We start from the raw sequence: 22,439 nt of genomic DNA on the forward strand, positions 1-22,439 counted from the left end.
GTTGGAAGATCACGTTGGCGATCAGGACGATCGCCAGGCCGCCAGCGAGCGCGAGATAGGGCAGGATGCCGGCTTTCCTGACGCCGAGATCCTGGCCGACGAGGCCGAGATCCTCCATCGCGCCGGCCGGGAATTTGCCGCCGTCGCGCACATAGTGGCGATAGGCGAAGACCGGCAGGATCAGGGCGGCGAAGATGAAGCCGACCCAGAGCGCATTGGAATAACCCCAGACCTTGGCACCGGCGCCGAGAAACAGCGCGTTGACGAAGGCCAGCACGGTGTTGAGGCCGATCAGCCAGGTCGGCGCCTTCCAGGGACGTTCGATATGGCCGGAATCCATCCGGTGGATCCAGCCGGAATTGAGGTTCAGGAAGTTGAAGATGATGTAGCCGACATTCGAAACGGCGAGCACGAAGAAGTAGCCGCCGACATCCGAGGCGATCGCCAGCAGGAAGAGATTGAAGGCGAAATCGGTCCACATCGCCCTGGTTGGCGCGCCGTGTTCGTTGACGTGGTCGAGATATTTCGGCAGCCAGCCGTCCTTCGAGCCCTGGTAGAGCGTGCGCGAGGAACCGGCCATCGCCGTCATGATGGCGAGGAAGAGCGCCATGATCATCAACACGACGAGCAACTGGGTAACGACGCGGCCGGCGCCGATCAGGCCGCCGAGCGCTTCGGCAACACCGGTGCCATCGACGATGCCGGGGGCCAGCATGCCTGCATGGCCGAGAACGCCCTGGAAGGCGAAGGGCACGAGGAAGAAAAACAGGCAGCAGGCAAGGCCTGAATAGAAGATCGCCTTGAAGGTGTCGGTCTTCGGGTTCTTGAGTTCGCGGGTGTAGCAGACCGCCGTCTCGAAGCCGTAGGTCGACCAGGCGGCGATATAGAGGCCGCCGAGGAAGAGCGTCCAGCCGCCGTTGCTCCAGGTGCCGTCGGCCGCGGCATAGGCGGCTGTCGGCGGCACGAGGCCGGTGACGTTGGTGGCAAGGATCTGGCCGCTGACGATCGGGTAAAGGCCGATGATGAGCAGCGGCACCAGCACGATGATGGCCAGCCATTTCTGCACGCTTGCCGTCTCCGAAATGCCGCGATGCTGGATCGCGAAGATGATCAGCATCAGCATGCCGCCGATGAAGAAGGTGGCGTTGATATTGGCGGTGGCGAGGAAGGGAATGTTGAAGCTCAAGAGCGACCAGCTGCGGATCGCCGGCGTCAGAGCGGCGATCCCGTCGGTGCCGAGCAACGCCTTGACGGCGTCATCCGGCGTGGTGCCGGCATGGGCTGCGATATATTCGGCGACGCGGGGGCTGTCGGCCGTGACGGAAGCGGCATGCGCTGAGATCCAGTCGAGGACCATTTGCGAATCCGCCGCCGGAATTGGGTAGAAAGCGTTGAGGATATAACCGGCGGCGATGGCGCAGCCGAGCGACAGCACCGGCGACCAGGCAAACCAGTTGCACCAGACGGACAGCGGCGCGATGAATTTCGAGTAACGCAGCCAGGCAGTGGCGCCGTAGACTGAAGCGCCGCCGGATTTGTTGGCGAACATGCCGGCGATTTCGGCATAGGTGAAGGATTGCAGGAAACCCATCACCATCGAGATGATCCAGACGACGAAGGCGAGCTTGCCCGTCGTGCCTGCGATGCCGCCAATGGAGAAAAGAACGAGCGGCGGCACGCCCGCAGCCACCCAGAATGCGCCCTTCCAGTCGAGCGCGCGTACAAGCTTACCTTCGGTGCCGGATGCAATCCCGGCCTCCACAACGTCTGTCATCGGTGAAATTCCCCATTCTATTTGTTCCGGACGTATCTTCGTACGTCTCCCTGAACGTGTCTCCCTGACAGTCTCAAGCCCGCCCGGATGATTTTGGCGATCCGTGTTCCCGACGGATTCCCCGAGTCTCAACTCTTTATGCATAGTGAAGATATTTTCTTTTTAGTCAACATCACTTTACTTTCCCCGGGCATTTTGTAACCTGCATGGGTGGGTGTCCGAGGACGCCCGATCCTCCCATGAGGGCAGTATGCGAGAACTTCATCCTGCTATGACAGGCCTGCGGCCGGCCGCTCCGAGCGTCGTGCATTATCCCGGCATTCCCACCCTGCCGGAGGGAACGGAGCGCTACAGGGCAAAGGGCGGCGGATCGGTCGTTATGCGCGTCGAGCCGGGCGACCGGGTCAGCGTCATCGACAGCGAGGGCGGCCAGGTCTGCGAGATCTCCTTCCTCGACGAGAAAGGGCGCTTCCTGGCGGCCGGTCTCGGAACGGCATTCAGCAATTCAGCCGAGGGTTTGAAGGCCATTCTTCAAGCGGAGGATGAGAGTGCTGCCCGCACGCGTGCAGCGCTTCAGCGTCGCGGCGCCGATCTTGCAACGGCCGGCGCACTCAGCATTTTCGGGGCGGGATCGATGCTTGGCAGCCGGGCGGATTTCACGATTTCCCTGAAGGGCCTGCTGATCGTCGCGGCACCCGCCAGCGCCATGTCGCCGGAGGCGCAGGATACGGCGACGCCGATCGAGATCAGGATCATGCGCAGCCTGCTGATCCGCGATTACGCTTCCGCTTTGCCGGAACCGGCCGCCGATCCCGTCGAGGATATCCGCATCCGGGCGGCGACCGCCGCGGCCTATTTCGTGCGGGCCGGCGAATTCATCCAGATCATCGACGTCTATGGACGCCAGTGCACCGATTTCCAGGCCTTCGCCGCCCGCAAGGTTGACAAGGGTCTCGACCTCGCGCTCGATTCCACCGTCACCCGCACTCTGCTCGGCCGCAGCTATCCGATGCCGGGTCTCCCCTCCAAGGCCTTCGACCGCGACTTCGAGCCACTGGTCGAAATCGTCCAGGATACGGTCGGGCGCCACGATGCTTTCGCGACCGCCTGCAACTCGCGTTATTACGACGACATGGGTTATCCCGGCCACGTCAATTGCACGGATAATTTCAATGCGGTGCTGGCGCCTTACGGCATTGCCGGCCGCAAGGGCTGGGAAGCGCTGAACTATTTCTACAACACCAATATCGACCACAACAACCAGCTCTATCTCGACGAGCCCTGGTCGCGTCCCGGCGATTACGTGCTGATGCGGGCGCTGACCGATCTCGTCTGTGTCTCCTCGTCCTGCCCTGACGATATCGACGCTGCGAACGGTTGGGATCCGACGGATATCCACGTCCGCACCTTTTCCGGAAAAGAGAAATTCTCACGAGCGGTGGCCTATCGCATGACCCCAGATGCAGACGCCGAACTGACGCGCGAAACCGCCTTCCATCCCCGCCTCTCCGCCTTGACGCGGGACTACACCGAATATCGCGGCTACTGGCTGCCGAACCGCTTTTCCAGCGAAGGGCCGGTCGAGGAATACTGGGCCTGCCGCGAGCGCGCCGCCGTCATCGACCTCTCGCCCTTGCGGAAATTCGAGGTGACGGGGCCGGATGCCGAGGAGCTGCTGCAATATTGCCTGACGCGCGACGTGCGCAAACTGTCGACCGGCCAGGTCGTCTATTCCGCCATGTGCTACGAAAACGGTGGCATGATCGACGATGGCACGCTGTTCCGGCTCGGTGACAGGAACTTCCGCTGGATCGGCGGCGATGATTTCAGCGGCATCTGGTTGCGTCAGCAGGCCGAGAAAAAGGGCTTCAAGGCCTGGGTCCGCTCTTCGACCGATCAGATGCACAACATTGCCCTGCAGGGGCCGAAAAGCCGCGATATCCTCAAGGAGATCATCTGGACGGCGCCGCGCCAGCCTGATATCGGCGAGCTCGAATGGTTCCGCTTCACCGTCGGCCGTATCGGCGGCTTCGAGGGTGCCCCAATCGTCGTCTCGCGCACGGGTTATACGGGTGAGCTCGGTTACGAGATCTTCTGTCATCCGAAGGATGCGCTGACGGTGTTCGACGCCGTCTGGGAGGCGGGCCAGCCGCACGGGTTGAAGCCGATGGGGCTGGAGGCGCTCGATATGGTTCGCATCGAGGCGGGCCTGATCTTTGCCCATCACGAATTCACCGACCAGACGGACCCGTTCGAGGCCGGGATCGGCTTCACGGTGCCGCTGAAATCCAAGCAGGACGAATTCATCGGCCGCGAGGCGCTGATCCGGCGCAAGGAGCATCCGCGCCATCTGCTCGTCGGCCTCGACATCAAGGCCAACGAGGCCGTCGGCCATGGCGATTGCATCCATATCGGCCGGGGCCAGGTGGGCGTTATCACCAGCGCCACGCGCTCGCCGATCCTCGGCAAGACGATCGCGCTCGCCCGCATCGACGTGATGCATGCAAGCCCCGGCACCGAGGTCGAGATCGGTAAGCTCGACGGCCACCAGAAGCGCCTGCCGGCGACGATCGTGCCGCTTTCGCACTACGACCCGCAGAAGACGCGGCCGCGCTCGTAAAGCCTGCTTTCGAGGTCGGGAGACGGCGATCGGCAGTTGATATTGCCGCCGACGCGCACGACCAGCGAGATGCAATCTAATGGCGAATTGGCGAGTCAAAAAAACTAAAAGTTGACATATCCGGCTTTGATGATTATATCTCGGTGGTCGATATTGCTTGTTTGACTTTTGTTATCGCACGCTGGCAACGTGCCCTGGACGAACTTCCCTCTTCAAAATCGAGATCATCATCCGTCGTGCTTCCGCACGTGCGGTCGTTCAATTGCTATGAAAGGGTTTGTTATGACCACTGGCACAGTTAAATGGTTCAATTCCACCAAGGGCTTCGGCTTCATTCAGCCTGATGACGGCGGCGCTGACGCCTTCGTCCACATCTCTGCCGTCGAACGCGCCGGCATGCGCGAAATCGTCGAAGGCCAGAAGATCGGCTACGAGCTTGAGCGCGATAACAAGTCGGGCAAAATGTCCGCTTGCAATCTCCAAGCTGCTTAAACTGAAATCTGCTTTCCTTTGACCGCGGATGTACCGGCACTGTCGAAAGTATGATACTATCAAGGTCAGGCAAGTTGCCTGGCCTTTTTGCTGCTTTCGCCAAGCGGGCTCACAAATCCAGGATTAATATGACAGAGTCACACAGCAAATCACGCAAGCAGGCGGAGATTGCCTTTGGAAACGCGCAATCGCAATTCCTGGCGCGAAGCCGCGCGGTCGAAGAGATCGATTCGACCGTACGTGCCCGCGAGGAAAAAACCTTGCGGTTACGCGAAGCGCGTGAAGCCAAGGAATTGCAGGATCGCTTGACAGGGGTTACTGCTCCCAGCGCGAAGCGAAAAAAGAAAATCTGACCCTACGGCATAATTCCTTAAATCGGTCCGATTTCGGGATAAAGCGATGCAGCAGTTCAAGGTATTACAGCGCCCTTTGCGCGTCTTAAGACGTGCGGCGCCGTAGGGTCGAAGTCAAACAGTCAGGAAACAGATTTGAAAAACGCCAAAAACAACGAGCTTTCCGATCGCCGCAGCGCCGCTGCCGAAGCCAAGGCAGCTCTCCTCAATGCGTATCGTAGCGCCAAGGATTCAGCCGAACCGACAAGGCTGGCAAAGCAGGCGGAGCGTCAAGCCATTGCCGCGGCCAGGGAAGAACGTCGCGCTCAGCGGGAACGGGTCAAGCTCGAGGAGCTGGAGCGGGCTCAGGCGGCCGAGGCCGAACGTCAGGCTGCCGCCGAGGCCGCAGCACGCGCCGATGCCGACGCGCGCGAAGCGGCTGACAAAGACCGGATCGCCCGCGTGATTGCCGACGAAGCTGCCCGAAAGGCCGAACGCGACCTGCGTTACGCCAATCGCAAAGCCAGGAAGTCCTGATCGTCAGCGCCGCCTGTTGTCGCAACAGGCAGCGCTCTTTTTCAAGCGGCCTGCACGGCTGCATTCAGCGGGATTTCGACGTCGATTTCGAGCGTCGAAACGTATTCGTTGCGATCGATCGTCACCTGCACCTTGTCGTGGTCGAGCTGCACATGCTTTGCGATCACCGCAAGGATTTCCTCGCGCAGCAGGGAGACCAGGTCCGACCCCGCCGAGGAACGTTCATGGGCGAGAAGGACCTGCAGCCGTTCGCGGGCGGCCGGTGCGGTTCTCTGCTTGTTGAAAAGACGGAAAATATTCATGCCGCCCTCCGTCCGAAGATCTTACCGAAAATATTCCTCTTTTCCTCTGGGATGGCGATCGGCACAACTTCGCCGGCGAGCCGGCGAGCAGCGTCGAAATAGGCCATCGCAGCCGCGCTGCGGCTGTCTGCCAGCGTGACCGGCGCACCGATGTTGGATGCACGCAGAACATCCATGCTTTCGGGTATGATGCCGAGCAGCGGGATGGACAGGATTTCCAGGACGTCGTCGACCTTGAGCATGTCGCCGCGTTCGGCGCGGTTGGCGTCGTAGCGGGTGAGCAGCAAGTGCTTTTCCATCCGTTCGCCGCGTTCGGCCTTGGCGGTCTTGGCATCCAGCAGGCCGATGATGCGATCGGAATCGCGCACCGACGAGACCTCGGGATTGGTGACGACCACTGCAACATCGGCGTGGCGCATGGCGAGCGTTGCGCCGCGCTCGATCCCGGCGGGGCTGTCGCAGATGATCCAGTCGAAATAGCGCTTCAGGTCGTTGATGACGCGCTCGACGCCCTCGGCCGTCAGATTGTCCTTGTCGCGCGTCTGCGAGGCCGGCAGCAGGAACAGCGTTTCCAGCCGCTTGTCGCGGATCAGCGCCTGGGTGAGCTTGGCGTCGCCTTGGATGACATTGATCAGGTCGTAGACGACCCTGCGTTCGGCGCCCATGACGAGGTCTAGATTGCGCAGGCCGACATCGAAATCGACGACGACGACTTTTTCATTGCGTTGCGCCAGTGCCGCTCCCAATGCGGCGGTCGAGGTCGTCTTGCCAACCCCGCCCTTGCCTGACGTGACGACGATCACTTTCCCCATCATTGTCTCTCCTTTGCCGTGGCCCCAGTAATTCAAAGTGTTGCAGCATTCGTTGCGCCTCTCGAAGAGACGCGCGGCGCTGTCGTCAGATCAGTTTCTCTGCCATGATCGCGTCGTCTTCGAGCCAGAGTTGAACAGCCTGTCCGCGAAGATTGGGCGCCATGTCTTCCGCCATTTTGTAGATGCCGTCGATTGCAACCAGCTCGGCCTCGAGCTTGCGGCAAAAGATCCGCGCCGATGCGTTTCCGATGGATCCCGCCATGGCTCGGCCACGCAAGGCGCCATAGATATGGACGGACCCACCGGCGATGACCTCGGCACCCGAGGCAACCGATCCGATGACGGTGACGTCGCCTTCCGGAAAGATCACCGATTGCCCCGAGCGCACCGGCTCCCTGATGACGATCGATTGCATAGCCGGGCGGGTCTCTGCCACTGCCGGTTTGCCGGGCGGATCGGCAGGCTCCTTTGCCTGAACCTCGATATCGGAAACCGAACGACCGCCTTTGAGTGCTGGCGGCATGCCGGATCCGAGGATCGAAGGCCGCGCGCCCTCGATGCCCATGATGCTGACATTGCGCTTGGCAAGTTCGGCAATCAGGTCCTTCAGCTGCGGCCGGTCGATTTGCAGGTCCGTCAGATCGAGCACGACAGGCCGTCCGAGGAAGAAGCCGGCCGAACGCGCGGCCAGATCGTCCAGCCTGATCAACCAATCATCGATTGGAAGATCCGGGGACAGCATGACCGCGAGGAAAGAGCGGCCCTTGATGCGGATAGAGCGAGCGTCTGTTAGCACTTTGGTCATCTATGTGAAGAAATCGTTGACCATGTCTACCGCTGCTATGGTTAACAAAAAGTTAACGCAGCCTTAACATTAGCCATAATCACAGCAGATTCTTCAAGCGCAGGATTACCGCAAGTCATTGGAAAAGCGTTGCAATCTCTGGAAGCACTGAACGGTTAATAATGCGGCTTTCAACGTGAGCCGCAAATCTGCCGCTGCTTGGGCAACGCTCAGCCTTCCGCCTTGCGTTGTGCGTTGGAAATGGCGCGTGCGGCCTCTTCCGAGGAGTTGGCAAGCGTGCGCATCTCGGCGGCCAGTACGGCAAAGCCTGACCCGGCCGTGCCGGCGCGGGCGGCCTCGATGCCGGCATTGACAGCGAGCAGCTTGAGGTAACGCAGCGATTGCAGGATCTCATTGGTCTTCGAGGCGGTGACGCGCATATCGGCGGTCTGATCATCGATTCGCTGATAGAGTGATTCGATGTTGATGATGCTGCCTTCGAGATAGAGAAGCTCACCCTTTTCGTCCCAGATACCGCCGCCGGTCTCGGTGACCCAGACGAGATGTCCCATGGCGTGGCGGATGCGGTATTCCATCGTCCAGTCGGTGCGCCTTTCGAGCGCCCGTCCGACGATCTCGTCCATCAGAGGCACATCTTCCTCGTACATGATCGAGGTGAAGGTCCGCGTGCGGTTGCCGATGATCTCGTCGGCCGGATAACCGAAGATGCGCTCGATGCCGTTGGTCATCTCCAGCATCGTATAGTTTTCATCGGCGCGGCAGCGATAGAGAAAACCGCTCATGCGCCCGAGAATGCTCGTTTGAAAATCCATGAAGGCCACATCCGAAGAGAAGAGTTGCAGATGGATTTATGTCGTCTCGTTTCCGGAGGAGAGTGCCCGAACAGCCTCCTCCGGCAATGCAGGCCCGCCTCATCAGTTGCGCAGATATTCCTCCATGGAATCGTCGAGCGCCTCGACCCAGGGCGTGTGGTGCGTCGGCGACATGTTGCCGGTCATCAGCGATCGGTAGGCATGGTCGCGGAAGCCCATGATGTTGTGGGCCTTGTGATGTTCCCATTCCATGAAAGTCCGGTTGGTGCCCTCGATGTCGAAGCTGGGATAATCGGTTTCGGCAAGCAGTTCCTTCACATAGTCGCCCTGATACCAGATCATCTGCTCGGCATCTTCGAGCGTCTCCTCGCGGGCGCGCCACATGTCGAAATTCGCCTTCAACTCCTCTTCCGGCGGCAGGGTGATGCGGCCCATCATCACGTCGCGCGCCCACCAGGCCTGCACGTCGAACATGTTGAAGGTGTAGAACTGGTCCTGCATACCGATATAGAAAAGCTGCGGGTTCTTGTCGAAGATCACCCCCTTGTAGAGGCTGTCGGCCCAGAGGCGGTTGGCGGTCTTCAGCCGGAGATCGTCCGGGAGGAAGGGAAAGTGGTGCTGGTATCCGGTGCAGAGGATCACCGCATCGACCTCCTTGGTCGAGCCGTCGAGGAAATGCGCCGTGCGGTTTTCGAGCTTGGTCAGAAGCGGCCGCTCCTCGAAATTCTCCGGCCATTTGAAGCCCATCGGTTTTGAGCGATAGCTCGTCGTCACCGATTTCGCGCCGTATTTCCAGCATTGCGAGCCGATGTCTTCGGCCGAATAGCTTCGGCCGACGAGCAGGATATCCTTGCCCTTGAACTCCAGCGCGTCGCGGAAGTCGTGGGCGTGCAGCACGCGGCCGTTGAAGGTCTTCACACCCTCGAAATAGGGCACGTTCGGCGTCGAGAAATGACCGCTGGCGACGACGACATAGTCGAATTCCTCGTCATACATCCGGTCCTCGATGCGGTTATGCGCCGTCACGGTGAACTTCTTCGTCTCATCGTCGAAGCGGACCATGCGCACGGGCGTGCTGAAGCGCACCCAGTGACGGACGTTCGCCTTCTCGACGCGGCCCTTGATGTAATCCCAGAGCACGGCGCGCGGCGGATAGGAGGCGATCGGCTTGCCGAAATGCTCCTCGAAGGAATAGTCGGCGAATTCGAGGCATTCCTTCGGGCCGTTCGACCAGAGGTAGCGATACATGCTGCCATGGACCGGCTCGCCATATTCGTCGAGGCCGGTGCGCCAGGTATAGTTCCAGAGCCCGCCCCAATCCGACTGCTTTTCGAAGCAGACGATCTCCGGGATCTCGGCGCCCTTCTGGGCCGCCGATTGAAAGGCGCGCAGCTGCGCCAGCCCGGAAGGACCGGCACCGATGACGGCTACTCTTGTCATGAAGCATTCCCCTCTTGATTATATCGCTTTGTCTGGTGCATCGCCGCACCTCAGTCCGGATAGATGCCGGGGCTGGTCGGCGCCCCGTCGTCATATTTGGAAAGCCAGTCGATCGTCGTCTCGCGGAAGCGGGTGAGGCCCTTGTAGTCGATGAGCTCCGGCGGCAGCGTTTTCAGCACGCGCGGAAAGCGGCGCGCCCATTTCGGCACGGTGACGAGCTCTTCCATGTTCATCAGGTAGCAGCGGATGACGAAGAGGATGGCGTTCGAGCGCGGCAGGCGCCAGAGGCTCTGCAGCTCGACGCGCAGATGCACCTTCTCGCCGACATTGTCTGGCGTCACCGTCGTGCGGTCAGGACCCCATTTGTGATAATTCTCCGGGCTGGTGTCGAGCCGCGGATTGATCGTCATCGTCCAGTTGAAGCGTCGTGTCGGCTTGCCCTGCTGCAGGTTCAGCAGGAATTTCAGTGCCCTGTCGAAGACGCCGATCTGGTGGGCGAGCGGCACCGGTCCGTGCCATTCCATGAAGTTCATGCCGATATCGAAATCGAGCGACCAGTCAGCCTGCGTCGTCACCATGCCGGCATCCATCCAGAGATTGCTGTCGCGCTGGTCGACGATGCAGAAGTCGCCCTGGGCCTGGCGGGTGACATATTCGAAGGGCTCATAGGGCAGCGTCGAGGCATCGCCGAAGGTGAAGCTGTCGTCGATGCCGAGTGGGCGGTTGATCCAGCGCCACTGGTCGCCGTTGCGGATCAGCGTGAAATGGTCGGGGTAACCCGCCGCCTGCTCTTCCATCAACAGTTCAAGCGTATCCCATTGCGCGCTCATCATGTGCGGCAGCGCCTGGTAGCGCAGCGGGTCTTCTTTTAGGACGAGGGCCCGGTCGTGCATCTCGGCAACGTAATGCTCGTCGACGTCGATCAGGCTTTCGTAGACGGTTCCCGCCCGGCCATGCACATGCGGCTCCATATTGACCGAATACATGTATTCGTCGCGGTCGAAGGGAAACGGGAAACGCCGAATGTTCTCGGGGCTGTTCCGATAGCTGAAATCGTTCCGGAAGGTTTCCTGCTTGAAGACGATTGCCATGTCCGGTCTCCTTGTTCCGCTTCCGATGCCGCTAGAGATCAAGATGCAGCGTGTTTCCCTCGAAGCGGGAAACGCAGATCATCACCTTGCGGCCGGATGCTTTTTCTTCGCTCGTCAGATAGACGTCATGGTGCAGCAGCTTGCCGTCGCAGGTGACGACCCCGGTCTCGCATTGACCGCAGGCGCCGCCGCGACAGAGGAAGGGCGCGTCGACGCCCGCCGCCTCGATCGCCTCCAGCATGCTTTCGTGATGGCCGACCTTCACGGTCTTGCCGGATCGCAGGAGCTCGATCGCGAAGGGCTTGCCTGGTAGAGACGACAGGAACCGTTCCGAATGCAGGTTCTGTTCCGGCCAGCCGGCGTTGAGGCCGGTTTTCAACACGCCGTCGATCATGCCGGACGGGCCGCAGACATAGAGATGCGTTCCGAGCGGCTGGCTGTCGAGCAGGCGCGTCAGGGGGATGGCGCCGCCTTCGGCATCGCAATAGATCTTGATGCGATGTCCGCCGTAACGCTCCTGGAGTTCCCGCCAATAGGCGCCGCGGTCGCGTGTGCGGATGGCATAATGCAGCTCGAAATTGGCGCCCTCGCGGGAAAACTGCTCCATCATCGCGATGAAGGGGGTAATGCCGATGCCGCCGGCGATCAGAAGATGCTTGCGTCCGCGCCAGTCCGGCTGGAACAGGTTGACGGGATAGCTGACCTTCAGCTCGTCGCCTTCGCGGACCTTCTCATGCATGAAGGTGGAGCCGCCGCGTGAATCCTCGACGTGCAGCACGCTGATTTCATAGGCTGCGCAATCATGCGGCGGCGACATCAGCGAATAGGCATTGCGGCGCATATGGCCGCCATCGTTCATCAAAACGATGACGTGGGCTCCGCCGGAGAAATAAGGCATCGGCTTGCCGTCAAGGCGCTCGAAACGAAAGCGCTTGACGCGCTCGGCGATCGGGGTGATCCGCGCCACGCGGACAGGAATTTCAGTGCCACCGCTCAAAGGAACAACTCCTCCGGATCAGGCGCGCTGCCCGGTTCTTCCGCATCGATATTGACGCCCTGGAAGGCGGCGAGCCGGCGCGAATAATGGTCGCGCACCAGAAGCGGCAGCCCGCAATGGCTGCAGGCAAACGGGCTGGTGGTGACGTCGTCGGTGATGCCCTTGCAATGGACGCATTGCACGCGCCGGGCCAGCGAGCCGCGATGCTCGGTGATGACGGAGGCATGGTCCATGCCGTAATCGAGCGCCACGAGCATTGCCTGGCCGATGAAGCCTTCCGTGCCCGAAAGATAAAGCCGCGTGCCCATATGGGCGGTGGCAAGCGAACCCTTCAATCGGAAGAGCAGCGTTGCGATCGTCGGCGCCGTGAAGAACATGTCGGCGCCGAGGCGGCGCAGCGTCTCGTCCAGGCCGGATCCTTGCGAGCCGCGGGCGACATAGAGGATCTCGCTGCGGGAAAGAGCTGTTTCGTCAAGCGCCGGCAGCTGATCGAGCAGAGCCCTGGCACCCTCCCCTTCGAGCGCGAAAATGTGCCGCCGGGCGTTGGGCTGGATGGTCAGGCCCGTGTAGACTGGTCGGCTCTTGATGCCTGCAACGAGCATTCGCGTGCTCCTTAACCTACGGCAGTCCTCTTCTTCTTCTCCGGATCGTCGAAAGGAAGCGTATGGGCGGTGGCGCTTGCCTTCACGGTCTTGCCGCGGACTTCGAGTTTCGTCCCATGCACCGCCTTGTCAACGTCCAGACGGGCAATCGCCATGGATTTCTTCGTCAGCGCGGAATAGCTCGGGCAGGTGATGACGCCGACTTTTTTGCCGTCGGCAAAGACGTCGTCGCCGAGATCGGCCGGTCCGTCGGCATCGATCAACATGCCGAAGATCTTGAAGCGTTCCTTGCCCTTGAGGCGGGCATGTTCCTCCGCGCCACGGAAACCCGTCTTGCCGGGGCTGACGGTGAAGTCGAGGCCGAGTTCCCAGAGGCTGTCGCCGGGCGGCTGGTCGGCGAAGGGGTACATCTGCGAATTGTCGTAGGGGTAGAACAGCAGGTAGCTTTCGACCCGCAGCATGTCGAGAACGGAGAAGCAGCAGGGGATGATGCCCATCTCCTTGCCTTCCTCGACGATCCGGTCCCAGACCATGACGGCGTCTTGGCCGCGCACGAAGATTTCGTAGCCGCGTTCGCCGGTATAGCCGGTGCGCGAGATCATCACCGGCGCGCCGAACAGCGTCGTCTGCATATGGTGGAAATATTTGAGGTCGCGGATGCCGGGCACATATTTGGCGAGGTAATCGACCGCGAGCGGGCCCTGCAGCGACAGGTCGTGCAGGTCGTCGTCGAAGAGCACGGCGCAATTGCGGCCCGCAGCCTGCTTGACGAGTTCCTCGTGGCCGGAGCCGGAGCCATGCACCAGCATCCAGGAATTCGGGCCGGTGCGATAGACGATGCAGTCGTCGGTGAAATGGCCGCGCTCGTTCAGCATGGTCGCGTAGACCGAGCGGCCGGGATAGATCTTCGTCAGGTCGCGGCTGGTAATGTAGTCGAGCACGGCGATGGCGTGCGGGCCGACCAGATGCACCTTCTTCAGGCCCGAGACATCCATGATCCCGGCCTTGGTGCGGACGGCGACATGTTCTTCCGACATGTCCTTGTCGTAGGTCCAGGCGGTTCCCATGCCGCTCCAGTCCTCGAGCTTCGATCCCAGAGCGCGATGCCGATCCGCCAAGACGGAGAAACGCCATGATAAAGCCATTGTCCGTTCCCTTTTATTTCCTCTACGGAATATTTATTTCCTGACTATATTCGTCTTTCGCGCCGTGGCAAGCCCGCCCGGCATGCATTTCCCAAAACTTTTGGCGCCCCTGCTGCATCCCTCACCAAATGAATGAGGGATGCGGCTGCGCTTTTGCCGTCCCCCAAACCGTCTCTAACCCATGCGTTCGGAGGCGTAGCTGCCGGGGCTTGCCGGGAAGACCACGGTGCGGTTGCCGTTGATGAAGGTGCGGTGATGAATATGGGCGTGGATGGCACGCGCCAGCACCTGGCTTTCGACATCGCGGCCGATCGAGACATAGTCGTCGGGCGACTGCGCATGGGTGATGCGCGCCGTGTCCTGCTCGATGATCGGGCCTTCGTCGAGATCGGCGGTGACGTAATGCGCCGTCGCCCCGATCAGCTTCACGCCGCGGCCGTAGGCCTGCTTGTAAGGATTGGCGCCCTTGAAGCTCGGCAGGAAGGAATGGTGGATGTTGATGATCCGGCCAGACATTTTCTGGCACATCTCGTCCGACAGGATCTGCATGTAGCGGGCGAGCACGATCAGCTCCGTGCCGGTCTGCTCGGCCACTTCCATGATATGGGCCTCGGCCTGCGCCTTGTTGGCCTTGGTGACCGGAATATGGTGGAAGGGAATGTCGTGGTTGACCACGACCTTCTGGTAGTCGAAATGGTTGGAGACGACGCCGACGATATCGATCGGCAGGGCGCCGATCTTCCAGCGGTAGAGCAGGTCGTTCAGGCAATGGCCGAAACGCGACACCATCAGCAGCACCTTCATGCGCTTCTCGCTGTCGTGAAAATCGTAATCCATCGCGAAGGGCGCGGCGACGGCCGCGAAACCGGCGTCGATATCGGCGCCCGAAAGCCCCTCTTCCGAAATGAAGCTGACGCGCATGAAGAACTTGCCGGTATCGAGATCGTCGAACTGCGAGCTGTCGATGATGTTGCAGCCCCTGTCCGCCAGATAGCTCGAAATCGCCGCGACGATGCCGCGCGTCGACTTGCAGGATACGGTGAGTACGAAGTTCTTCATGCCGTCACTTTCTTCGCCATATCAAGTGCAGGGGTCTCGATCACGCCGGAGCTTGTTCGCCCCGGCGCGTTTGCCTGTCATTGGACGCGTCCAGGCCACTCAGATATCGAGCGTGCTGTCGCGTTCCCACTGGGTGAAATGCGAGCAGAAAGCATTCCATTCCTGATGCTTGAGCTTGAGATAGGCGGCGGAAAACTCGGCCCCGATCGCCTGCTTCAAGCCCTCGTCGGCATCATAGGCGCGCAGCGCGTCGAGCAGATTGAGCGGCAGGCGCGGCGCGTCCTTCACCAGATACCCCTCGGCATACATGTCGATATCGTAGTGCCGGCCGGGATCGGCTTGGCTGCGGATGCCGTCGAGGCCGGCGGCGATGATGATCGCCTGCAGCAGGTACGGATTGACCGCACCATCAGGCAGGCGCAGCTCGAAGCGGCCCGGTCCCGGCACGCGCACCATGTGGGTGCGGTTGTTGCCCGTCCAGGTCACGGTGTTCGGCGCCCAGGTCGCGCCCGATGTGGTGCGCGGCGCGTTGATGCGCTTGTAGGAATTGACCGTCGGATTGGTGATCGCGGCAAGTGCGGAGGCGTGCTTCATGATGCCGCCGAGGAAGGTTTTCCCCTGAGCGGAGAGCCCAAATGGCATTTCCTTGTCCGCGAAGGCGTTGACCTTGCCATCGATGTCCCAGACCGAGATGTGGGCATGGCACCCGTTGCCGGTCAGGCCTTTGAAGGGCTTCGGCATGAACGTGGCGCGAAGGCCGTGCTTTTCGGCGACAGACTTGACCATGAACTTGAAGAAGGAGTGCTTGTCGGCCGTCTGAAGAGCGTCGTCATACTCCCAGTTCATCTCGAACTGGCCGTTCGCGTCCTCGTGGTCGTTCTGATAGGGCTTCCAGCCGAGCTCGAGCATGTAATCGCAAATCTCGGCGATGACATCATAGCGACGCATCACGGCCTGCTGATCGTAGCAAGGCTTTTCGGCTGTATCGAACTGGTCTGAAATCACCGAGCCGTCGGCGGAGATGAGAAAGAACTCGGGCTCCACGCCGGTTTTCACCCGGAGCCCCTCCTTCGCAGCTTCAGCGACCAGTCTTTTCAGCACCACACGCGGTGCCTGTTCGACAGGCTGATCGTCCATGACGCAGTCGGCGGCAACCCATGCGACGTCTTTCTTCCAGGGTAGCTGGATCACGGAGGAAGCATCGGGAAGCGCGAACAGGTCGGGATGGGCAGGCGTCAAATCGAGCCAGGTCGCGAAACCCGCGAAGCCGGCGCCATCTTTCTGCATATCGGCGATGGCTTCTGCCGGGACCAGCTTGGCGCGTTGGCCGCCGAACAGGTCGGTATAGCTGATCATGAAATATTTGATGCCTTTGTCTTTGGCAAAAGCAGCAAGGTCCAGTGTCATTCTCGTTCCCCTTTGGATTTCTTGGAGACACTTTGGTTATGGATGCGAGACGGCCGGGACGTTTGCCCGGCCGGTAGTAGAAATCAGTAGCCTCCCTTGCCGGGATACCAGTTTGTGCCGGCGAGCGGGATCTGGGCCATGGCGGCCGCTTCCATCGTCAGCGCGCAAAGATCTTCCGGTTCCAGGTTGTGCAGGTGGTTCTTGCCGCAGGCGCGCGCGATGGTCTGGGCTTCCAGCGTCATGACCTTCAGATAGTTGGCGAGACGGCGGCCAGCGGCGATTGGATCAAGGCGCTTCATCAGTTCCGGGTCCTGCGTCGTGATGCCGGCCGGGTCCTTGCCTTCGTGCCAGTCGTCATAGGCGCCGGCCGTCGTGCCGAGCTTCTGGTATTCTTCTTCCCAATGCGGATCGTTGTCGCCGATCGCAACGAGTGCTGCCGTGCCGATGGCAACGGCATCGGCACCCAGCGCCAGTGCCTTGGCCACGTCGGCGCCCGAACGGATGCCGCCCGAGATGATCAGTTGCACCTTGCGATGCATGCCGAGATCCTGCAGCGCCTGGACGGCGGGGCGGATGCAGGCGAGCGTCGGCATGCCGACATTCTCGATGAAGACATCCTGCGTCGCTGCGGTGCCGCCCTGCATGCCATCGAGCACCACCACGTCGGCACCAGCCTTCACGGCAAGCGCCGTATCGTAATAGGGACGCGCGCCGCCGACCTTCACATAGATCGGCTTTTCCCAGTCGGTAATCTCGCGCAGCTCCAGGATCTTGATTTCGAGGTCGTCCGGGCCGGTCCAATCCGGATGGCGGCAGGCCGAGCGCTGGTCGATGCCCTTCGGCAGATTGCGCATGTTGGCGACGCGATCGGAGATCTTCTGGCCGAGCAGCATGCCGCCGCCGCCGGGCTTGGCGCCTTGACCGACGACCACTTCGATCGCGTCGGCGCGACGCAGGTCCTTGGGATTCATGCCGTATCGCGACGGCAGATACTGGTAGACCAACGTTTGTGAGTGGCCGCGCTCTTCATCGGTCATCCCGCCGTCGCCTGTCGTGGTGGAGGTTCCGGCAATCGTCGCGCCGCGTCCGAGCGCCTCCTTGGCATTGCCGGAGAGCGCGCCGAAGCTCATGCCGGCAATGGTGATCGGCGTCTTCAGGTGAATGGGCTTCTTGGCGAAGCGCGCGCCGAGGACGACCGACGTGTCGCACTTCTCGCGGTAACCTTCGAGCGGATAGCGCGAGATCGATGCGCCGAGAAACAGCAGGTCGTCGAAATGCGGAACCTTCCGTTTGGTGCCGGCGCCGCGGATGTCGTAAATGCCGGTCGCCGCAGCGCGGCGGATTTCCGCCAGCGTGTAATCGTCGAAGGTCGCGGACTTGCGCGGCGGGGTATAGGGGTTGTGATAGCTCATGATGGTCCCTCGCCTTAATATGCGTCAGCGTTGTCGATATTGAAATTGTAAAGCTTGCGGGCGGAGCCGTAACGCTTGAATTCCTCGGGCCTCACTTCGGTCACGCCCGCCTTTTCGAGAAGTTCGGCCAGCTTCGTCAGATGCTCGGGACGCAGCTCCTTTTCGATGCAATCGGCACCCAGGCTCTTGACCGAACCGCGCACGAAGAGCTTCGCCTCGTAGAGCGAATCCCCAAGCGCATCGCCGGCATCGCCGAGCACCACGAGGTGGCCCGACTGGCCCATGAAGGCGGACATGTGGCCGATATTGCCATGAACGACAATGTCGATGCCCTTCATCGAGATGCCGCAGCGCGATGCCGCATTGCCCTTGATGACAAGCAGGCCGCCGCGGCCGGTGGCACCGGCATACTGGCTGGCATCGCCCTCGATGACGACGGTTCCAGACATCATGTTTTCCGCAACACCCGGACCTGCCGAACCGTGAACGGTGACGGTTCCGCCATCGTTCATCCCGGCGCAGTAATAGCCGACGGATCCCTTCACATCGACCGTGACCGGCGCATCGATGCCGACGGCGACCGAATGGCTGCCGCGCGGATTGACGACTTCGAAGGAAAGATCGTTCGAACCGTTCTGGATGTTGTGCAGGGCGCTGTTGAGTTCACGCAACGGCGTAGTGGCAAGATCAATGACAGGCATGTTTCAATAACCCTCGGAGAATACGCATGAGGCGCCGGTCAAGCGACCTTCTGGTGATCCCAGAAATAGACGGTTGCAGGCTCCGGCTCCCAGACCCGGGCATTCTCGATGCCGGGCAGATTGACGAGCGCCCGGTATTCCGAACCGAAGGCGACATACTGGTCCGTTTCGGCCATGACAGCGGGCTTGCAGGCGATCGCATCGCGCACGACGCCGAAGCCGGATTTCGTGCCGACGACGAAGGTGAAGAAGCCGTCGAGGTCATCGACCGCGCCTTCCAGCGCCTGGCCGAGATTCTTGCCCTTGGCCATCTCTGCCGTCAGATAGGCGGCGGCGACCTCGGTGTCGTTTTCCGTTTCGAAGGTCATACCTTCGCGCTTCAGCTCGCGGCGGAGATTGTTGTGGTTGGACAGCGAGCCATTATGCACCAGGCATTGGTCGGAGCCGGTGGAAAAAGGATGGGCGCCGAGCGTCGTGACGGCCGATTCCGTCGCCATGCGGGTATGGCCGATGCCGTGGGTGCCGGCCATTGAATTGACCGCGAAGCGGGAGACGACATCCTTCGGTAGGCCGGTTTCCTTGTAGATCTCGATGGCGTCGCCGCTGCTCATGATGCGGATGTTTGGACGCAATTCGGCAACGGCTGCCTTGCCGGCGTCGAGCAGATCCTTCGCAAGGGTGATGACGGCATGCGTGCTCTTCACCTGGATGGCGACCGATGCGCCAACCGCCTGGCCGAGCTCAGCCTCGAGGCCGGCGAAATCCTTCTTCGGATTGGCCGACTGGATGGTGATCTTGGCATTGTTGCCGCTGGCGTCGCCATAGATCGCGATACCGGCGCTGTCCGGCCCTCGATCCGTCATCGTCACCAGCATCGAGGACAGCAGTGCCCCGAGCTCAGGTTCGAGACTTTTATCCTTGAGGAAGAGACCCACAATTCCGCACATGACCAGACCTCCGTTCGTGTTGAGAAAGGACTAGCAGGTCTGTTTTGGGTTTTCAACTCGGAAGAAAGATTTTTTCTTTTAAGGCAAGTCAGCTTTTCGAGCTCTGCTGTGGATAGCTGATGATCGAGAGGTATTTGCTCGGCAGCTTCACCAGCTGCTCCGGCCCATGCGGCGCATCGGCGTCGAAGAACAGGCTGTCGCCCGGCTGCATCTGGAAAAGCTGGTCGCCGTGGCGGTAAACGACTTCCCCCTCGAGCATGTAGAGAAATTCCATCCCCTCGTGCTGGAAGGTCGGGAAGATGTCGGAGTCGGTCGTCAGGGTGATGAGGTAAGGCTCGACGATGACGCCGCTGGTATTGTTGTCGATATGACCGAGAACATTATACTGGTGACCGGCGCGCGTGCCGCGCCGTTCGAGCTCGATGCCCTGGCCTGCCTTGACGAAGACGGCGTTGCGCGGTTCCTCGAAACGACGGAAGAAGGCCGTCAGCGGCACACCGAGCGCCCGCGACAGCGATTGCAGCGTCGTCAGCGACGGCGAGATGTTGCCGTTCTCGATCTTCGACAGCATGCCGAGCGAAATGCCGGTCGCCGCCGCCAGATCGGTGACCGTGATGCCGAGTTTCTTGCGGTAGGCGCGCACCTCATGGCCGATCGCCATTTCGAGGTTGTTTTCTTTCGGCTCGCGGACGGCGTGCGGGTCCTGGGAAAAGGGAGCGCGTCCACTATGCGCCTGTTCCGGTTGCTCTGCCGCTGCACGCTTGGATTTCATGGATTTTCCCCTGCCGCCTTCTCTTTTGTCCAAAGGCAACCCTATCGTCATAGTGAAAATTTCTCAACCGTGAAGAAAACCTATTCCCGCCGCGCCGCGCGCGGGGCGATGCCGTAGACGGCACGGAACATGCGGGAAAAATGGCTCAGGCTGGAAAAACCGGTGGCCACCGCGATTTCCGAGACGGAAAGCGGGCTCTGCTTCAGCAGGCGATGGGCATGCTGCAGCCTGATCCTTCGGTACTGATCAAGGTAGGTGGTGCCGAGATGCGCCGAAAAGAGCCGGTCGAGATGGCGAGTGGTGACGCCGGCAATGCGCGCCATGGCGGCACGCTCGAGCGGCATCTCGATCGTCTCTTCCATCCGTTCGAGAACGCTGAGCAGGCCGGAATGATGGACGCCATAACGCTGCGCCAGCGAAGCGCGCTGGGGTGCAGCGGGTTCGTTGACCTCTGTATGAAGATACCAGTCGCTGACCCGGCGGGCGAAATCCGGCCCCATGCGCTCGGCGATCAGCACATGCATCATGTCGAGCGGTGCGATGCCGCCGCCGCAGGTAATCCTGTTGCCGTCGATCATGAAGCGTGCCTGGCGCGGCGTGAGGTCAGGGAAGGCTTCGAGAAGGGCTGCGGCATGTTCCCAGTGGATGGTGAAGTCGCGGCCGCCGAGCAGTCCGGCGGCGGCCATCAGATAGGGACCGCCCGAGATGCCGCCGATCCTCACCCCTTCGCGCGACAGCTGCCTCAAGCAGGAAAGCACACCTGGATATCGCCAGTCGCGGGGCGACCCGCCGGCGCAGACGAAGGCCGTTCCGAGCCCCGCGCCCCTGACGGGCAGAGGTTCGGCGGGGACGCTGACGCCCGAGGAGGAGAGCGCCGGTGCGCCATCCGGCGAGAAGATCTGCAGCCGATAGATCTCGCGTCCGGCCAGAAGATTTGCCGCCCGCAGCGGTTCGGTCGCCGAGGCATAGGACATCAGCGCAAATCCCGGGATAAGGATGAAGCCGATCGTCTGGACATTTCTGCTATCAAGCGAGGACATGTCTCTTTCTTAGCGATTTATGTCCCTAACGTGCAAGTCTGTCCGCTTCTTTCTGACATCATGCAGCTGTTCATTTCGGATTGACCCATGCGCTATTCCGCTCTTTCGATTTTCCTGAACGGCCTTCGCGGCAACAAAGGCTGGGCGCCGGCCTGGCGCGATCCGGCGCCGAAGCCACATTACGACGTCATCATCGTCGGTGGCGGCGGTCATGGTCTTGCCACCGCCTATTATCTTGCCAAGGAATTCGGCGTCACCAATGTCGCCGTCCTCGAAAAGGGCTATCTCGGCTCCGGCAATATCGGCAGGAACACGACGATCATCCGTTCGAACTACCTGCTGCCGGGTAATAATCCTTTCTACGAGCTGTCGATGAAACTCTGGGAGGGGCTGGAGCAGGACTTCAACTTCAACGCCATGGTCTCGCAGCGCGGCGTGCTCAACCTCTTCCATTCCGACGCGCAGCGCGACGCCTATACGCGGCGCGGCAACGCCATGCGGCTGCACGGCGTCGACGCCGAGCTTCTCGACCGCCAGGCGGTGCGCCAGAAATTGCCCTTCCTCGATTTCGATAATGCCCGGTTCCCGATCCTGGGCGGGTTGTTCCAGCCGCGCGGCGGCACGGTGCGCCATGATGCGGTCGCCTGGGGTTATGCGCGCGGCGCAGACAGCCGCGGCGTCGACATCATCACCCAGTGCGAGGTGACCGGCATCCGCCGCGAAAACGGTGAGGTGACCGGCGTCGAGACCAGCAAGGGCTTCATCGGCTGCGGCAAGCTGGCGCTTGCTGCGGCCGGCAATTCCACCGTCGTCGCCGATATGGCCGGCCTTCGCCTGCCGATCGAAAGCCATGTGCTGCAGGCCTTCGTTTCGGAAGGGCTGAAACCGTTCATCGACACAGTCGTCACCTTCGGCGCCGGGCATTTCTACGCGTCCCAGTCGGATAAGGGCGGCCTCGTCTTCGGCGGTGACATCGACGGCTATAATTCCTATGCCCAGCGCGGCAATCTCGCTTCGGTCGAGCATGTCGCCGAAGCCGGGTTGGCGCTGATTCCGTCGCTGTCGCGCGTGCGGTATCTGCGCTCCTGGGGCGGCGTCATGGATATGAGCATGGACGGCTCGCCGATCATCGACCGCACCCATATCGACAATCTCTATCTCAACACTGGCTGGTGTTACGGCGGCTTCAAGGCCACGCCCGCCTCCGGCTTCTGCTACGCCCATCTGATCGCCCGCAATACGCCGCATCAGACCGCCCGTGCGTTCCGGCTCGACCGTTTCGCGCGCGGCTATCCGATCGACGAAAAAGGCGTTGGCGCCCAGCCCAATCTGCACTGAGG

22 protein-coding genes are annotated in these 22,439 nt (G+C 61.2%); 5 read left to right on the forward strand and 17 right to left on the reverse strand.

All coding sequences use genetic code 11. The features are described 5' to 3' along the window. Nucleotides 1-1,774 (reverse strand): APC family permease (locus tag HX899_RS19140; protein ID WP_181293081.1); only part of this gene is annotated, 1,774 nt, incomplete at its 3' end. Between the two features lie 250 nt (nt 1,775-2,024). Here HX899_RS19140 and HX899_RS19145 point away from each other — a divergent pair. The 4 genes from HX899_RS19145 (at nt 2,025) to HX899_RS19160 (ending at nt 5,755) form a co-directional block, all read left to right on the forward strand. After that, nucleotides 2,025-4,394 (forward strand): DUF1989 domain-containing protein, encoded by a 2,370-nt coding sequence (locus HX899_RS19145; RefSeq protein WP_181293082.1) that lies wholly within the window; start codon nt 2,025-2,027, stop codon nt 4,392-4,394. A 282-nt stretch (nt 4,395-4,676) separates the two neighbouring features. After that, on the forward strand, nt 4,677-4,886 hold the full coding sequence (locus tag HX899_RS19150; protein WP_003548109.1) for a cold-shock protein: 210 nt from the start codon (nt 4,677-4,679) through the stop codon (nt 4,884-4,886). 128 nt (nt 4,887-5,014) lie between these two features. Beyond that, entirely contained in the window at nt 5,015-5,239 is a 225-nt protein-coding gene (locus tag HX899_RS19155; RefSeq protein WP_062940231.1) for a hypothetical protein, read from the forward strand. A 135-nt stretch (nt 5,240-5,374) separates the two neighbouring features. Further along, nucleotides 5,375-5,755: a DUF6481 family protein gene (locus HX899_RS19160; RefSeq protein WP_017957701.1), complete on the forward strand. Its 381-nt coding sequence runs from the start codon at nt 5,375-5,377 to the stop codon at nt 5,753-5,755. Between the two features lie 41 nt (nt 5,756-5,796). Here HX899_RS19160 and minE read toward each other — a convergent pair whose 3' ends face one another. From minE to HX899_RS19240, 16 genes are all read right to left on the reverse strand, one after another. Further along, nucleotides 5,797-6,057 (reverse strand): cell division topological specificity factor MinE, encoded by a 261-nt coding sequence (gene minE, locus HX899_RS19165; protein WP_003574994.1) that lies wholly within the window; start codon nt 6,055-6,057, stop codon nt 5,797-5,799. Further along, the gene (minD, locus tag HX899_RS19170) at nt 6,054-6,869 is read right to left on the reverse strand and encodes a septum site-determining protein MinD (RefSeq protein ID WP_025397600.1); all 816 of its coding nucleotides are present in this window, start codon (nt 6,867-6,869) and stop codon (nt 6,054-6,056) included. Before minD ends, minE begins: the two co-directional genes overlap by 4 nt. 85 nt (nt 6,870-6,954) lie before the next feature. After that, complete coding sequence (gene minC, locus HX899_RS19175) at nt 6,955-7,674, reverse strand: septum site-determining protein MinC (protein ID WP_025397601.1); 720 nt, start codon at nt 7,672-7,674, stop codon at nt 6,955-6,957. Nucleotides 7,675-7,883: 209 nt separating this feature from the next. Then, nucleotides 7,884-8,486, reverse strand: coding sequence for a PAS domain-containing protein (locus tag HX899_RS19180; protein ID WP_138389590.1), 603 nt, complete (start codon nt 8,484-8,486; stop codon nt 7,884-7,886). Between the two features lie 102 nt (nt 8,487-8,588). Next, complete coding sequence (locus HX899_RS19185) at nt 8,589-9,926, reverse strand: NAD(P)-binding domain-containing protein (RefSeq protein WP_181293083.1); 1,338 nt, start codon at nt 9,924-9,926, stop codon at nt 8,589-8,591. Between the two features lie 50 nt (nt 9,927-9,976). Then, the gene (locus HX899_RS19190) at nt 9,977-11,017 is read right to left on the reverse strand and encodes a DUF3445 domain-containing protein (protein WP_181293084.1); all 1,041 of its coding nucleotides are present in this window, start codon (nt 11,015-11,017) and stop codon (nt 9,977-9,979) included. Between the two features lie 31 nt (nt 11,018-11,048). Beyond that, nucleotides 11,049-12,014, reverse strand: a complete 966-nt coding sequence (locus tag HX899_RS19195; protein ID WP_138331467.1) for a PDR/VanB family oxidoreductase — start codon at nt 12,012-12,014, stop codon at nt 11,049-11,051. Further along, complete coding sequence (locus HX899_RS19200; RefSeq protein ID WP_181293085.1) at nt 12,011-12,616, reverse strand: dimethylamine monooxygenase subunit DmmA family protein; 606 nt, start codon at nt 12,614-12,616, stop codon at nt 12,011-12,013. The genes HX899_RS19195 and HX899_RS19200 overlap by 4 nt, the downstream gene beginning before the upstream one ends. A gap of 11 nt (nt 12,617-12,627) precedes the next feature. After that, a complete protein-coding gene (locus HX899_RS19205) occupies nt 12,628-13,761 on the reverse strand; it encodes an aminomethyltransferase family protein (protein ID WP_181293086.1) in 1,134 nt (377 codons plus the stop codon). A gap of 174 nt (nt 13,762-13,935) precedes the next feature. Next, complete coding sequence (purU, locus tag HX899_RS19210) at nt 13,936-14,820, reverse strand: formyltetrahydrofolate deformylase (RefSeq protein ID WP_173883696.1); 885 nt, start codon at nt 14,818-14,820, stop codon at nt 13,936-13,938. Between the two features lie 99 nt (nt 14,821-14,919). Next, nucleotides 14,920-16,227, reverse strand: a complete 1,308-nt coding sequence (gene glnT / locus HX899_RS19215) for a type III glutamate--ammonia ligase (protein WP_131628617.1) — start codon at nt 16,225-16,227, stop codon at nt 14,920-14,922. An 83-nt stretch (nt 16,228-16,310) separates the two neighbouring features. Then, on the reverse strand, nt 16,311-17,639 hold the full coding sequence (locus HX899_RS19220) for an FMN-binding glutamate synthase family protein (RefSeq protein ID WP_003548137.1): 1,329 nt from the start codon (nt 17,637-17,639) through the stop codon (nt 16,311-16,313). A 14-nt stretch (nt 17,640-17,653) separates the two neighbouring features. Then, nucleotides 17,654-18,340 (reverse strand): GXGXG domain-containing protein, encoded by a 687-nt coding sequence (locus tag HX899_RS19225; RefSeq protein WP_003548139.1) that lies wholly within the window; start codon nt 18,338-18,340, stop codon nt 17,654-17,656. A gap of 38 nt (nt 18,341-18,378) precedes the next feature. Continuing rightward, complete coding sequence (locus HX899_RS19230; RefSeq protein ID WP_011655283.1) at nt 18,379-19,287, reverse strand: glutamine amidotransferase family protein; 909 nt, start codon at nt 19,285-19,287, stop codon at nt 18,379-18,381. Between the two features lie 88 nt (nt 19,288-19,375). Further along, nucleotides 19,376-20,059, reverse strand: coding sequence for a helix-turn-helix domain-containing protein (locus HX899_RS19235; RefSeq protein ID WP_062944519.1), 684 nt, complete (start codon nt 20,057-20,059; stop codon nt 19,376-19,378). Between the two features lie 80 nt (nt 20,060-20,139). Further along, nucleotides 20,140-21,099: a GlxA family transcriptional regulator gene (locus HX899_RS19240; RefSeq protein ID WP_181293087.1), complete on the reverse strand. Its 960-nt coding sequence runs from the start codon at nt 21,097-21,099 to the stop codon at nt 20,140-20,142. An 87-nt stretch (nt 21,100-21,186) separates the two neighbouring features. On the opposite strand from HX899_RS19240, the gene HX899_RS19245 reads away from it, so the two are divergent. Beyond that, complete coding sequence (locus HX899_RS19245) at nt 21,187-22,437, forward strand: sarcosine oxidase subunit beta family protein (protein WP_181293088.1); 1,251 nt, start codon at nt 21,187-21,189, stop codon at nt 22,435-22,437. Nucleotides 22,438-22,439 lie beyond the last annotated feature (2 nt).

This window comes from Rhizobium sp. WYCCWR 11146 (assembly GCF_013591995.1).
GTDB classification, from domain to species: Bacteria; Pseudomonadota; Alphaproteobacteria; order Rhizobiales; family Rhizobiaceae; genus Rhizobium; species Rhizobium indicum.

Coding starts and splice junctions, on each gene's coding strand:
- HX899_RS19225 (WP_003548139.1), bottom strand. CDS start 18,340: ATGCCTGTCATTGATCTTGCCACTACGCCGTTGCGTGAACTCAACAGC.
- HX899_RS19185 (WP_181293083.1), bottom strand. CDS start 9,926: ATGACAAGAGTAGCCGTCATCGGTGCCGGTCCTTCCGGGCTGGCGCAG.
- HX899_RS19235 (WP_062944519.1), bottom strand. CDS start 20,059: ATGAAATCCAAGCGTGCAGCGGCAGAGCAACCGGAACAGGCGCATAGT.
- HX899_RS19200 (WP_181293085.1), bottom strand. CDS start 12,616: ATGCTCGTTGCAGGCATCAAGAGCCGACCAGTCTACACGGGCCTGACC.
- HX899_RS19190 (WP_181293084.1), bottom strand. CDS start 11,017: ATGGCAATCGTCTTCAAGCAGGAAACCTTCCGGAACGATTTCAGCTAT.
- HX899_RS19240 (WP_181293087.1), bottom strand. CDS start 21,099: ATGTCCTCGCTTGATAGCAGAAATGTCCAGACGATCGGCTTCATCCTT.
- HX899_RS19155 (WP_062940231.1), top strand. CDS start 5,015: ATGACAGAGTCACACAGCAAATCACGCAAGCAGGCGGAGATTGCCTTT.
- minE (WP_003574994.1), bottom strand. CDS start 6,057: ATGAATATTTTCCGTCTTTTCAACAAGCAGAGAACCGCACCGGCCGCC.
- HX899_RS19145 (WP_181293082.1), top strand. CDS start 2,025: ATGCGAGAACTTCATCCTGCTATGACAGGCCTGCGGCCGGCCGCTCCG.
- HX899_RS19150 (WP_003548109.1), top strand. CDS start 4,677: ATGACCACTGGCACAGTTAAATGGTTCAATTCCACCAAGGGCTTCGGC.
- HX899_RS19230 (WP_011655283.1), bottom strand. CDS start 19,287: ATGTGCGGAATTGTGGGTCTCTTCCTCAAGGATAAAAGTCTCGAACCT.
- glnT (WP_131628617.1), bottom strand. CDS start 16,227: ATGACACTGGACCTTGCTGCTTTTGCCAAAGACAAAGGCATCAAATAT.
- minC (WP_025397601.1), bottom strand. CDS start 7,674: ATGACCAAAGTGCTAACAGACGCTCGCTCTATCCGCATCAAGGGCCGC.
- minD (WP_025397600.1), bottom strand. CDS start 6,869: ATGGGGAAAGTGATCGTCGTCACGTCAGGCAAGGGCGGGGTTGGCAAG.
- purU (WP_173883696.1), bottom strand. CDS start 14,820: ATGAAGAACTTCGTACTCACCGTATCCTGCAAGTCGACGCGCGGCATC.
- HX899_RS19245 (WP_181293088.1), top strand. CDS start 21,187: ATGCGCTATTCCGCTCTTTCGATTTTCCTGAACGGCCTTCGCGGCAAC.
- HX899_RS19205 (WP_181293086.1), bottom strand. CDS start 13,761: ATGGCTTTATCATGGCGTTTCTCCGTCTTGGCGGATCGGCATCGCGCT.
- HX899_RS19180 (WP_138389590.1), bottom strand. CDS start 8,486: ATGGATTTTCAAACGAGCATTCTCGGGCGCATGAGCGGTTTTCTCTAT.
- HX899_RS19220 (WP_003548137.1), bottom strand. CDS start 17,639: ATGAGCTATCACAACCCCTATACCCCGCCGCGCAAGTCCGCGACCTTC.